The sequence below is a fragment of the Pseudorhodoferax sp. Leaf265 genome (genome assembly GCF_001422365.1).
Taxonomy (GTDB): domain Bacteria; phylum Pseudomonadota; class Gammaproteobacteria; order Burkholderiales; family Burkholderiaceae_C; genus Pseudorhodoferax.
In genome coordinates this window covers 220,111-232,467 of the sequence record NZ_LMMT01000023.1, presented here as the reverse complement: position 1 = coordinate 232,467, position 12,357 = coordinate 220,111, and the positions used below count along the sequence as shown (strand labels likewise).

Sequence of the window (12,357 nt, the reverse complement as noted above, 5' to 3'; positions counted from 1 at the left end):
GGTCAGAGGCAGGCGTCCACCTCGCCCACCCAGGCGGCAAGCGCGGTCGGCAGCTCCTCGCCCGCCGCCGGCGCCCAGCGGCGGCGGGCATTGCGCGCCAGCGCGCGCAGCTGCCAGGTCATTTCCTGGGCGATCAGCGAGAGTTCAGCCATGAGATCGGCATCCTGGTCGTCGCCCAGCATCAGCAGCTGGTCGCCGCTGGCGCCCACGTCGGCCAGCAGCCGGCGCATCTGCTCGCACTGCTGGCCGATCGCGGCCATGCCCTGCACACGTGCCGGTGTGGCGTCGCCGCCCCGGCCCAGCGTGGCCGGCCAGGCGGCCAGCAGCCGGTCGAAGGCGATGAGCTGGCCGACGGGCGAGGCCCCCGGCTCCAGCGCCGCGATACCGGTGACCGAGGCCGGCGCGCTCTCGCTGGCCATGCCGCGCAGCGCACCGAGCACCCGGTCGCCCAGCGCGGGGTCGAACTGGTGGCGGTTGGTGCGCAACAGCAGCGACAGGCGCAGCGCCGACAGGGCGCGCCCCGGCCGCAGCAGGGCCGACATGACCTGGGCCAGGGACACCACGCGGCCCCAGGGGCTGATCCGGTCGCCCGCCAGGTGGGCGGGATAGCCCGAGCCGTCGAGCAACTCGTGGTGCTCGCGCACGGCGCGGATCAGCTCGCGCGGGTACTCGTGGTGGCGTTCCAGCAGCAGCGCGGACACCAGCGGGTGCGAGTACAGTTGGCGCCGCTGCTCGGGCGTGAGATCGCCCTGGGGTTGCAGCAGCGCCGGGTCGATGTGCATCATGCCCAGGTCCTGCAGCAGCCCGGCAGCCATCGGCATGATGACGTCGTAGCGCACCATGCCGGGGCGCAGCACCAGCCAGCCGGCCAGCAAGGCCGTGCACACGGCGTACTGGAACAGGGCAGGGTGCACGTCGCGCGCCACGCTGAGCTGGAACGCCACCGGCGGCGGCAGCGGAATGGCTTCCAGCGCATCGAGCAACTGGGCCTGGTGGTTGCCGTGCCCCAGCAGCCGGGCCAGCACGGGCCGGCGCTCCACGAGGTCCTCGGCCGTGCTGCGCAGGGCCTTGCCGTTGATGCTGTCCTGGGCTTGCAGGGCATCTTCCAGCGGGGCCGACAGCTGGTGGCGCAGCAGGCGCTCGTACAGGCGGGGATCGACCTTGACGCCGCGCTCGATCAGCTTGATGCCCTGGGAACTGTAGATGGCGTGGACAGCGGTCGGCGGCCGGTCGTCCACAAGCTGCTGGACGGCTTCCTGGAAATTTGACGACATTAGTTAGGAATTTTTGGTATATCGCTACCAAGATTTGTAGCACAGCCCGGGCCGCTGTGCCCTTACGCGGGCAGGAACATGGCGCAGCCGCCTAAAATCCCGTCCTTCCCCCGCCTGCCGTCCCGCTCCGAGGACAACCCCCACCCGATGAACGCCCCCGTCGACGTTTCCTTTTTCGCGCGCGCCGCCAAGCCGCTGACCAGCTACCGCAAGTACTGGGCGGCCCGCTTCGGCACGGCGAAGTTCCTGCCGACCTCGCGTGAGGAGATGGCGACCCTGGGCTGGGACAGCTGCGACATCGTGCTGGTCACGGGCGACGCCTATGTGGACCACCCCAGCTTCGGCATGGCCGTGATCGGGCGCATGCTGGAGGCCCAGGGCTTCCGCGTGGGCATCATCGCCCAGCCCGACTGGACCAGCGCCGAGCCGTTCCGCGCACTCGGCAAGCCCAACCTGTTCTGGGGCGTGACGGCCGGGAACATGGATTCCATGATCAACCGCTACACGGCGGACCGCAAGATCCGCAGCGACGACGCCTACACGCCGGGCGACGTGGGCGGTGCGCGGCCCGACCGCGCGGCCATCGTCTACTCGCAGCGTTGCCGCGAGGCCTTTCCCGAGGTGCCCATCGTGCTGGGCGGCATCGAGGGCAGCCTGCGCCGCATCGCCCACTACGACTACTGGAGCGACAAGGTGCGTCGCTCGGTGGTGGTGGATGCCAAGTGCGACCTGCTGCTGTACGGCAACGCCGAGCGCGCCATCGTCGAGGTGGCGCACCGGCTGGCCGCGCGCCAGCCGGTTGCCGAGATCACCGATGTGCGCGGCACGGCCTTCGTGCGGCGCGAGACACCCGAGGGTTGGTTCGAGATCGATTCGACCAGCGTGGACCTGCCGGGCCGGGTCGACGCGCACGTGAATCCCTACCTCATGGTGTCGGAGCAGGCCAAGGCCAACGGCGCCAGCTGCGCCAAGGAAGATGAGGCCCAGGCCGTGGCCGACCGGGCCAATGGCGCGGCGCCGGTCAACCCGCCGATCCAGGCCATCCAGTTCGTCGCCAACCCGCGCGTGGCGCTGAAGCCGCCGCCGCGCGACAAGAGCGTGATCCGCCTGCCGAGCTTCGAGCAGGTCAAGTCCGACCCCATCCTCTACGCCCACGCCAACCGCGTGCTGCACCTGGAGACCAACCCCGGCAATGCACGCGCACTGGTGCAGGCGCACGGCGAGGGCCACACGGCGCGCGACGTGTGGATCAACCCGCCGCCGATCCCGCTGACCACGGCCGAGATGGACCATGTGTTCGACCTGCCGTACGCGCGCAGCCCGCACCCGCGCTATGCGGACGAGAACGGCAGCCACGACGGTGCGACCAAGATCCCGGCCTGGGAGATGATCCGCTTCAGCGTGAACATCATGCGCGGCTGCTTCGGTGGCTGCACCTTCTGCTCGATCACCGAGCACGAGGGCCGCATCATCCAGAGCCGCTCGGAGGAATCGATCATCAAGGAGGTCGAGGCCATCCGCGACAGCGTCGCCGGCTTCACCGGGACCATCTCCGACCTGGGCGGCCCCACGGCCAACATGTACCGGCTGGGCTGCAAGAGCCCCGAGATCGAGGCCGCCTGCCGCAAGCCCAGTTGCGTCTACCCGGGCATCTGCTCCAACCTCACCACCAACCACGACCCGCTGATCAAGATCTACCGGCGTGCGCGCGCGCTCAAGGGCATCAAGAAGATCCTGATCGGCTCGGGCCTGCGCTACGACCTGGCGGTGCAGTCGCCCGAGTACGTCAAGGAACTCGTGCAGCACCACGTGGGCGGCTACCTCAAGATCGCGCCCGAGCACACCGAGCAGGGCCCCTTGTCGAAGATGATGAAGCCGGGCATCGGCAGCTACGACAAGTTCAAGCAGATGTTCGAGAAGTACTCGGAAGAGGCCGGCAAGAAGCAGTACCTGATCCCGTACTTCATCGCCGCGCACCCGGGCACCAGCGACTCGGACATGATGAACCTGGCGATCTGGCTCAAGAAGAACGGTTTCCGCGCCGACCAGGTGCAGACCTTCTACCCCAGCCCCATGGCCACAGCCACGGCCATGTACCACACCAACAAGAACCCGTTGCGCAAGATCACCCGCGACAGCGAAGGCGTGGACATCGTGCGCGGCGAGAAGCGCCGCCGGCTGCACAAGGCCTTCCTGCGCTACCACGACCCGAACAACTGGCCGCTGCTGCGCGAGGCGCTCAAGGCCATGGGCCGGGCCGACCTGATCGGCAACGGCAAGCACCACCTGATTCCCACTTGGCAGCCTTTGAGCGACGGCGGTTACCAGAGCGCACGGCGCAAGAACTCCACGCCGGCGCCGCAGGCCAGGACGGTGGCGGACAAGGCCGTCAAAGGGCGCCTGCTCACGCAACACACGGGCCTGCCGCCCCGCGCCGGCACCGCCGCGCGCAAGCCCGGCAAGCCGCGCTGACTCAGCCCTGGCGGCGCGTGACCTGCACGGCCACGTCCATGCCTTCGTAGGCGTCGGCTTCGCCGAACCAGCTGCCGCTGATCGGCGTGGCCAGCGCCGGGTCGCGCGCCACGCCCACGCGCAGCAAGTGGCCGCTGCCCATGAGGTCGTTGGTCGGATCGAAGGCGACCCAGCCCGCACCCGGCAGGTAGGCCTGCAGCCAGGCGTGCGTGGCGCCGGCGCCCACGATGCTGTCGCCGGCCTGCTGGCCCGCCGCGTCCAGCGCCGGGTCGTACAGATAGCCTGAGACGAAGCGCGTGGCGATGCCCAGGCGGCGCACGGCCTCCATCATGAGCAGCGCGTAGTCGCGGCAGCTGCCACCCTGGGCGGCCAGGGTCTGCAGCGGCGTCTGCGTGCCTTCCTCGTCCCGCGACTGGTAGCTGAAGGCGGTGTGGATGTGCGCGTTCATGCGCTTGAGCGTCTCGCGCGTGCTGTTGGGCGCGTCGCTCAGCAGAAACTGGTGGGCCCAGCGCAGCAGCAGGCCGTCCGGGTCCTCGTGGTGCGGGCGCAGGTAGTGTTCCAGGTCCAGCCGGTCCTGCAGCGAGTAGGCGAAGGGCAGGAACTCGGCCGCCGGGGCCAGCGCCAGCAGGTCGCCGGGGGAGGGCACATGCTCCACCGTGAAGGCGCAGACAATGGTCAGCGCGGTCGCCTCGCCCTCGGGCTGCACGAGGGCTACGGAGTTGGAATGCGGGTCCTGGATCAGGCGCACGGCGGCCCTCGGGCTCACCTGCAGGTCGGTCGCCAGCACACGCAGGTCGTGGCTGTCGCGCGGCCGGAACATCACGCGGTGCAGGCCGAAGCGGACCGGTGTGCGGTAGCGGTAGGTGGTGGTGTGGTGGATGTCGTACTGCGTGGCCATGGCGGCATGCCTCGCAAAGGGGCGGCCCGCATTGCGCGGGCCGCGGCAAGGGCGATCAACCGCCCTTGTGGGGCCGCTTGCCCGGGTTCTTCTTGCTGCGCGTGGCGACGCCGCGCTCCAGGCTCACGCGCTGGCCGCCGCCGGAACGGCGCAGGACCAGGCCGCCGGCGGGCGTGGGTGCGGGGGTGGCGCGGCGGTCGGCTTCGGTGACGAGTTTGTTGCCCATGGTCTTCTCCTGTCGGACGGTAAAAACGAACCCGCGATGATCGCACATCGTCCGATGCGACCCGTCGGCTGGCTGTCATCCGGCCATCGGAGCTGTCAACTTGATAATCACTCGCATCTAGAATGGGCTCTCGCCGCAACTCCGAGAAGCACTGCCTTGAAGCACTCCACCATCGCCTGGCTCCTGGCCGCCACCGCCGCGGCCTGTGCGCCCGCCTGGGCCCAGAACACCGCCGCCAAACCCGCCGCCGCCAACAAGGCCGTCGCGGCCGACATCGCCCCTGCCGTGCGCCACCACGCCGTGCTCGTCAGCGCGGCCTATGAGGACGCGCTGGCTGCAGCGCAGGCGCTGCAGACCGCCATCCACGCCTTCCTCGACAAGCCCTCCCAGCCAGGCCTGGACGCCGCGCGCAAGGCCTGGCTGGACGCTCGCGAGTTCTACGGCCAGACCGAGGCCTTCCGCTTCTACGGCGGCCCGATCGACAGCGACGACGGGCCCGAAGGCCGCATCAACGCCTGGCCCATGGACGAGTCCTACGTGGACTACGTGGTCGACGCGCCCGACGCCGGCATCATCAACAACCGCAAGCTGCAGATCAGCAAGAAGCAGCTGTCCTCGCTCAACGAGCGCGACGGCGAGGAGAACATCGCGACCGGCTGGCACGCGATCGAGTTCCTGCTCTGGGGCCAGGATCTGTCGGAGTCCGGCCCGGGCAACCGGCCCTACACCGACTTCGTCGACGGCGGCAAGCCCAACGCCGACCGCCGCCGCCAGTACCTGCGCGTGGTGACCGAGCTGCTCGTGGACGACCTGCGCTCCGTGGCCCGCGCCTGGGCGCCGAACCAGGCCAAGAACTACCGCGCGCGTTTCGAGCGCGGCGGCATGGAGTCGGTGCGCAAGATGCTCGTGGGCCTGGGCTCGCTGTCGCGCGGCGAACTGGCCGGCGAGCGGCTCGAAGTGGCCCTGGCCAGCCAGGACCAGGAGGACGAGCACTCCTGCTTCTCCGACAACACCCACCGCGATGCCGTGGCCAACGCGACCGGCATCCTGAACGTCTGGCTCGGCCAGTTCAAGCGCCGCGACGGCAGCCAGGTGCAAGGCCCCGGCCTGCGCGACCTGGTGGCCGCGCGCGACGCCGCCGTGGCCGAGAAGACGAGCCGGCAGATCGCCACCTCCGTGGCCGCGGCCGAGGCGATTCCCGCGCCGTTCGACCAGGCCATCAAGGTCGGCAACCCGGGCCGCGCCAGGATCCAGGCCACCATCGACAGCCTGACCCAGCAGTCCAAGGACATCGTGGAAGCGGCCAGCGCGCTGGGCATCACCAAACTCACGCTGGTGCAACCTTGAACCCTCGTCGCATTGCGGGCGCAGCGGCCGGCATTTCCCTGGCGTCGCTGGGCCTGGCCTGGGCCGCCAGCGACCCGGCGCCGGCCGACGATGTCGCTGTCGGTGGTGCCACCACGGTCTACGCCACCGGCCAGAACGCCTTCTCGTTTCCCGCTGCCAACCTGAGCGATCCGGAGCGCACGCGCTTCGTGATCGGCAATTCCTTCTTCAAGCGCAACTGGGTGCAGGCGCCGGCCTCGACCAAGGCACGCGACGGCCTGGGCCCCCACTTCATCGCCCGTTCCTGCGGTGGCTGCCACACGCAGGACGGGCGCGGCCAGCCACCGGACTTCACGAAGGGCCTGTCGGACCAGCCCGTGGGCCTGCTGCTGCGCCTGTCGGTGCCGGGCCAGGACAAGGTGGGTGGGCCCTTGCCCGACCCGGTCTATGGCGACCAGTTCTCCAACTTCGCGGTGAACGGCGTCCAGCCCGAGGGCAGCATCACGATCCGCTACGAGCCCGTCCACGGCCGCTTCGCCGATGGCACGCGCTATACGCTGCAAAAGCCTGTCTACGGCTTCAAGGGCCTGCACTACGGCCCCATGGCCAAGGATGTGATGGTCAGCCCGCGGCTCGCGCCGCAGGTGATCGGCATGGGCCTGCTCGAGGCCATCCCCGAGGACGCGATCCGCGGCAACGCCCGCGCCCAGGCCGCCGCCGGCGGGCCCATCCGCGGCCAGGTCAACGAGGTCTGGGACCAGCCCTCCCAGAAGACGATGCTGGGCCGCTTCGGCTGGAAGGCCAACGTGGCCACGGTGGCGCACCAGACGGCCGGCGCCTTCCATGGCGACATGGGCATCACCTCCAGCCTGTTCCCCGACGAGACCTGCATGCCGAAGCAGAAGGACTGCCTGGCTGCGCCGCGCGGTGCGCAGGGCAAGCAACCCGAGGTCGACGACAAGACCTTCGAGGACGTCGTGTTCTACACCGCCACGCTGGCACCGCCGGCCCGGCGCAACGCCGATGATCCGCAGGTGCTGCGCGGCCAGCAGCTCTTCGCGCAGGCACAGTGCGCGGTCTGCCACCGCCCCAGCTACACCACGGCCGAGGGCCCGTTCCCGCGGCTGACCAGCAAGGCGCTGTCGGGCCAGACCATCCATCCCTACACCGACCTGCTGTTGCACGACATGGGCGAGGGCCTGGCGGACGGCCGGCCCGACTTCCAGGCCAACGGCCGCCAGTGGCGCACGCCGCCGCTGTGGGGCATCGGCCTGATCCAGGACGTCAACGGCCACACCCGGCTGCTGCACGATGGCCGCGCCAACGGCGTGCTCGAGGCCGTGCTGTGGCACGGCGGCGAGGCCCAGGCCAGCCGCGACGCTGTGCTCCGATTCACGGCCGAGGAGCGCGCGGCGCTGGCCAAGTTCGTGGAGTCGCTGTGATGCATCGCGATGTGGCGCGCAGGCGCCTGCTGCTGGGCGCCCTGGTGGCACTGGCGTTGCCGGCCGCGGCCCAGCATGTGCCGGGCAACGTGGCGCTGCCGTTCTACGGCCCGCCGGACTTCATGCAGGGGGCCTGGCGCCGCTGGTTCGCGCCGCGCGCGCAGGACTTCCAGCAGCGCGCGCAGGCGCTTGTGGCCGCGCTGTCGGCCCAGTGTGCGGCAGCGGCTGGCGACGGCGCCGCGCTGGCCGCGTCGCGCAGCGCCTGGAGCGAGGCCGCGCTCGCGCTGGGCCGGCTGTCCTCGGTGTCGGTCGGCCCGCTGCTGCAGCGGCGCACGCTGCGCCAGATCGATTTCGCGCCCACGCGGCCCGAGCTGATCCGCCGGGCCATCGCGCAGGCGCCGCAGGACGCTGCCGCGCTGGAGCGCATCGGCACGCCGGCCAAGGGCCTGCCGGCGCTCGAATGGCTGCTCTGGACGCAGCCTTCCGCGCCCGGCACGCCAGGCTGCCGCTACGCCCAACTGCTGGCCGAGAACGTGCTGGCCGAGGCGCAGACTTTGGCCCAGGCCTTCACGGCCCTGGCCGACGCCCAGCCCGACCCCGACGACGAGGACGCCAACGAGGCCGCCGCCGTCGCCATGTCCGAGCTTGTGAACCAGTGGGTGGGTGGCGTGGAGCGCCTGCGCTGGCCGTTCATGGACAAGCCGCTCAGGAGCGCGCCCAAGGGCAAGCCGCCGGCTTACCCGCGTGCCGCCAGCGGCCTCGCGCGCGAAGCCTGGTCCGCGCAATGGCAGGGCCTGCGCACGCTGGCCGTGGCACCCGACGACAGCGTCCCGCAGCCGGGCCAGGACCTCGTGGCGCTGGAGACCTACATGCGCGGCCGCGGCCTGAACCCGCTGGCCGACCGCTGGGCCGCCACCGTGCGCAAGGTCGACGACGCCATGGCCGCTGCGCGGCCCGATGCGCCGGCCAGCGTGCAGGCCGCGTCCAAGGCCGTGGCCGGGCTCAAGCAGCTCGCCGAGGCCGAACTGGCGCCGGCGCTCAACATCCGGATCGGCTTCTCCGATGCCGATGGAGACTGAGGCCATGCTGACACGCCGCCATTGCCTGGCGCTGGCCGCCGCCGCACTGGCCGCGCCGGTCTGGTCCGCGGCCACGCCGCGCCTGCTCGCCGCCTGGCAATGCGAACCGCAGGACACGGCCGAGGCCGCGCGCTACCAGATCGGCCTGCTGGCCGCCCAGGCCGACGCACTGGTCGTGGCCCGCGCGCTCGACGTGCCCACGCGCGCCCACGGCCTGCTGGCCGAGGCGGGCGGCACGGTGCTGGCCGTGGCGCGCCGCCCGGGCGACTGGCTGCTGCGCTGGAAACCCGGCGAGGCCGATCCACAGACCGCCTGGATCGAGCCGGACCGCGCCTTCAACGGCCATGTGATCGCCAGCCGCGACGGCCGGCGCCTGTACACCACCGAGACCGACCTGGAAACGGGCGCCGGCCTGGTCGGCGTGCGCGACGCGGCCACGCTGGAGAAGACCGCCGAATGGCCCACGCGCGGAATGGACCCGCACGAGCTGCTGCTCGACGCCGATGGCAGCCTCGTGGTGGCCAACGGCGGCATCCCCACGCTGCCCGAGACCGGTCGCCTCAAGATCGGCCTGGAACGCATGGACGCCTCGCTCGTGCGGCTGGACACGCGCGATGGCGCCGTGCGGGGCCAGTGGCGCCTGCCCGATGCGCGCCTGAGCCTGCGCCACATCGCCTGGGGCGGCCAGGACGGCCGCCTGCTCGGTATCGCGCTGCAGGCCGAGCACGGCGACGCGGCCGCCAGGCAGTCCGCGCCGCTGCTGGCCCTGTTCGACGGCCAGGCGCTGCGCACCGCCGCGGCGCTGCGGCCGCTGGGCGGTTATGGCGGCGACATCGCCTGGGCCAACGGCGGCTTCGCCGTCAGCACGCCCAAGGTCGACGGCTTCGCGCGCTGGGGCGCCGACGGCCGCTGGCAGGGCTTCACGGCGCTGGCCGAGGCCTGCGCGTTGGCCGCCGACACCGGCCGCCTCTGGGCCGGCGGGCGCGAGGAGGCGCTGGTGACCGAGGCCGGCACCGTCGCCACGCGGCCGGTGCCGGCGCTGCGGCTGGACAACCACTGGCTGCGCCTGGCTTGAGACGCGGTGAACGCAGCGCGCGCGACGCGCGGGGTCGCGTGACTGCTGGCGTGCGCCGTGATGCTCCGGCCAGTCGCGATCGACGTCTTCGCGGCCCCTGACGCATCAGGCGTCGGCCGGCGCTGCAGCGGCCTGGGGCCGGCCCGGCAGCCAGCCGCTGGCGCCCAACGCCAGCAGCGCGGCCGCCATGCCACCGCCGAACACCTGCTGCAGTCCGTGCGCGAAGGCCTCGGCCGCGCCGTGCAGCGCCCGCATCTGGGCCGTCACGTCGTGGCTCAGCAGCAGGGCCAGCAGCGCAACACCGAAGGCCCCGCCCAGGCTGCGCAGCATGACCGGCACGGCCGTGGCCACGCCGGTGTGCCGGGCCGGCGCCGTGCGCTGCGCGACCATGGTGACGACCGGGAACATCGCGCCCAGGCCCGCGCCCAGCGGCGCCAGCGCCGCCGACAAGGCCAGCGGCTGCTGGGGCCACCAGCGCACGGCGGCGGCCAGCAGCCCGAATGCGAGCAGCATGGCCGCGCTGGCCAGCCGCGCCAGCCGCGCCGCGGGCCACCGCGCGCGCAGCAGCCGCCCGCTGGCGATGGCGGCCACCGTCAACCCGGCCATCAGCGGCGCCAGGTGCCAGGCCGCGCGCGTGGGCGCCAACTGCAGCCCGGTCTGCAGGTACTGCGGCACGAAGGCCACGGCCGCGTAGAGCGCCACGCCCGAGGCCACCGCCAGCAGGCTGGCCGCCGCGTAGGCCTTGTGCGCGAACAGGGACAGCGGCAGCAGCGGCTGCCTGGCCCGGTGCTGGCGCCACAGGAATCCCAACGTGCACGTGGCGCCCAGAACCGCAAGCAGACCGGCCGTGACCCAGGCCGGCAGACCCAGGCGCGCATGCTGGGTGGCCAGCAGCAGCGCCGCCAGCGCCAAGGCCAGCAGCAACGCACCGGCGTAGTCGATCGAAGCTGGCCCGTCGGTGGCCCGAGCCGGTGGCGCTGCGGGCAGGGTGCGCGCCAGCACCGCCCAGGCCAGCGCGCCCAATGGCACGTTGACCAGAAAAGCCCAGTGCCAGGACAAGGCCTGCACCAGCCAGCTGCCCGCCAGCGGACCGAACACCGTGGCCACGCCGTAGGCCGCGCCGAGCAGGGATTTGCGCACGCCTTGCTCCTCGACCGGGAACAGTTCGGTGACCGCCAGCATGCACAGCGTCATGAGGCCGCCGCCGCCGGCACCCTGCAGCGCGCGCGCCAGCACCACCTGGCGCAGGTCGGCGGCCAGGGCGCAGGCCAGCGAGCCGAGCAGGAACAGCCCCAGTGCGAGCAGCAGAATCGGCTTGCAGCCACGCACATCGGCCAGCCGGCCATACAGCGTGATGACCACGGTGGCGGCCAGCAGGTAGGCGGAGAACACCCAGGCGATCGGCCAGCTGCCGGCGAGTTCGCGCGCCATCACGGGCGCGGCGGTGGCCAGGATGGTCTGGTCCAGCGCGCCGAGCGCGAGCAGCAGCATCAGCATGGCGAAGGGCAGGCGGGGAGAGGGCGAAGTGGTCATGGCGGGCAAGTCTGCGGGGCGCCCAGAGTTCTGTACAGTGCAATCGATTCAAGCGTGGATTGCATGAGATGAAAACCTACGACCTGAACCTGCTGGCCGCGCTGGATGCGCTGCTGACCACCGGCAGCGTGACCGCCGCGGCCGAGCGTGTGCACCTGAGCACGCCCGCCATGAGCCATGCGCTGGCCCGCATCCGCGAGGTGTTCGGCGACCCCATCCTCGTGCGGGCTGGTCGCGCCATGGTGCCGACGGCGCGCGCCCAGGCCCTGGCCGAGCCCGTGCGGCGCCTGCTGGGCGAAGCCCAGGCGCTGCGCGCCAACGCCGATGCCGCGCAGTGGGCCGAGCGCACGCGCAGCTTTGTCGTGCGCGCGCCCGAGGGCTACGCCGTGGTATTCGGCGCGCCCTGGCTGCAGGCCCTGCAGGCGCGCATGCCACAGGCCAGCCTGCAGATCCTGCCCGCCACCTACGTGGATGCCATGGCGCTGCGCGAAGGCCGCATCGACGTGGACATCGGCACCGGCCTGGGCGTCGACGGCGAGACCGAGGAGCGCGTGGTGTCGCAGCAGCCCCTGCTGGGTGCCGCGCGCGCAGGCCACCCGCTGCTGGCCGCGCGGCTCACGGCGCGGCGCTGGGCCGCGGCCCGGCATGTGGACGTGGTGCTGCGGCCTGGCGAGCGGTCGGTGGCGGACCAGGCCCTGGCCGAGCGCGGCCTGCAACGCCGCGTGGAACTGGCCGTGCCCAACAGCTACTCAGCGCTGCTGGCCGCTGCCCAGTCCGACCTCGTGGCCTGCGTCAGCGAGCGCATGGCGCGCAGCCTGGCCGGTCCGCTGCAACTGCAGACCTTCGCGCTGCCGCTGGCACTGCCGCCGCAGCCCGTGCGCATGCTCTGGCACCGCCGCCACGCGAGCGACCCGGCCCACGCCTGGCTGCGGGCGTGCCTGGGACAGGTGCTGCGGGCGCCCGTGACGGTGCCAGCCGTGCTGCCGGACCTGGGACGGCCAGCCCTGCCCGCCGCATAGGCGCCTGCGTGGC

At 72.0% G+C, this 12,357-nt stretch carries 10 protein-coding genes; 6 read left to right on the top strand and 4 right to left on the bottom strand.

The annotated features are described in order from the left end of the window. Nucleotides 1-2: 2 nt before the first annotated feature. The gene (locus ASF45_RS19620; RefSeq protein ID WP_082551140.1) at nucleotides 3-1,274 is read right to left on the bottom strand and encodes an HD-GYP domain-containing protein; all 1,272 of its coding nucleotides are present in this window, start codon (nucleotides 1,272-1,274) and stop codon (nucleotides 3-5) included. A gap of 147 nt (nucleotides 1,275-1,421) precedes the next feature. Between ASF45_RS19620 and ASF45_RS19615 the strand changes: the two genes are divergently transcribed. Then, the gene (locus ASF45_RS19615) at nucleotides 1,422-3,746 is read left to right on the top strand and encodes a YgiQ family radical SAM protein (protein ID WP_056666457.1); all 2,325 of its coding nucleotides are present in this window, start codon (nucleotides 1,422-1,424) and stop codon (nucleotides 3,744-3,746) included. A 1-nt stretch (nucleotide 3,747) separates the two neighbouring features. Here the strand turns inward: ASF45_RS19615 and ASF45_RS19610 are convergent, their stop codons facing one another. Further along, a complete protein-coding gene (locus ASF45_RS19610) occupies nucleotides 3,748-4,644 on the bottom strand; it encodes a transglutaminase family protein (protein ID WP_056666454.1) in 897 nt (298 codons plus the stop codon). 55 nt (nucleotides 4,645-4,699) lie between these two features. Beyond that, nucleotides 4,700-4,870: a hypothetical protein gene (locus ASF45_RS36115; RefSeq protein ID WP_186329730.1), complete on the bottom strand. Its 171-nt coding sequence runs from the start codon at nucleotides 4,868-4,870 to the stop codon at nucleotides 4,700-4,702. Between the two features lie 156 nt (nucleotides 4,871-5,026). Here ASF45_RS36115 and ASF45_RS19605 point away from each other — a divergent pair, with 156 nt between their 5' ends. The 4 genes from ASF45_RS19605 to ASF45_RS19590 are packed head-to-tail and all read left to right on the top strand — an operon-like array spanning nucleotide 5,027 to nucleotide 9,792. Further along, entirely contained in the window at nucleotides 5,027-6,217 is a 1,191-nt protein-coding gene (locus tag ASF45_RS19605; protein WP_056666451.1) for an imelysin family protein, read from the top strand. Further along, entirely contained in the window at nucleotides 6,214-7,638 is a 1,425-nt protein-coding gene (locus ASF45_RS19600) for a di-heme oxidoredictase family protein (RefSeq protein WP_082551138.1), read from the top strand. Before ASF45_RS19605 ends, ASF45_RS19600 begins: the two co-directional genes overlap by 4 nt. After that, the gene (locus ASF45_RS19595; RefSeq protein WP_056666448.1) at nucleotides 7,638-8,717 is read left to right on the top strand and encodes an imelysin family protein; all 1,080 of its coding nucleotides are present in this window, start codon (nucleotides 7,638-7,640) and stop codon (nucleotides 8,715-8,717) included. The genes ASF45_RS19600 and ASF45_RS19595 overlap by 1 nt, the downstream gene beginning before the upstream one ends. A gap of 4 nt (nucleotides 8,718-8,721) precedes the next feature. Further along, the gene (locus ASF45_RS19590; RefSeq protein ID WP_235580975.1) at nucleotides 8,722-9,792 is read left to right on the top strand and encodes a DUF1513 domain-containing protein; all 1,071 of its coding nucleotides are present in this window, start codon (nucleotides 8,722-8,724) and stop codon (nucleotides 9,790-9,792) included. 105 nt (nucleotides 9,793-9,897) lie between these two features. Here ASF45_RS19590 and ASF45_RS19585 read toward each other — a convergent pair whose 3' ends face one another. Then, a complete protein-coding gene (locus ASF45_RS19585; protein WP_056666445.1) occupies nucleotides 9,898-11,325 on the bottom strand; it encodes an MFS transporter in 1,428 nt (475 codons plus the stop codon). 68 nt (nucleotides 11,326-11,393) lie between these two features. Here ASF45_RS19585 and ASF45_RS19580 point away from each other — a divergent pair, with 68 nt between their 5' ends. Beyond that, a complete protein-coding gene (locus ASF45_RS19580) occupies nucleotides 11,394-12,344 on the top strand; it encodes a LysR family transcriptional regulator (protein WP_056666442.1) in 951 nt (316 codons plus the stop codon). Nucleotides 12,345-12,357 lie beyond the last annotated feature (13 nt).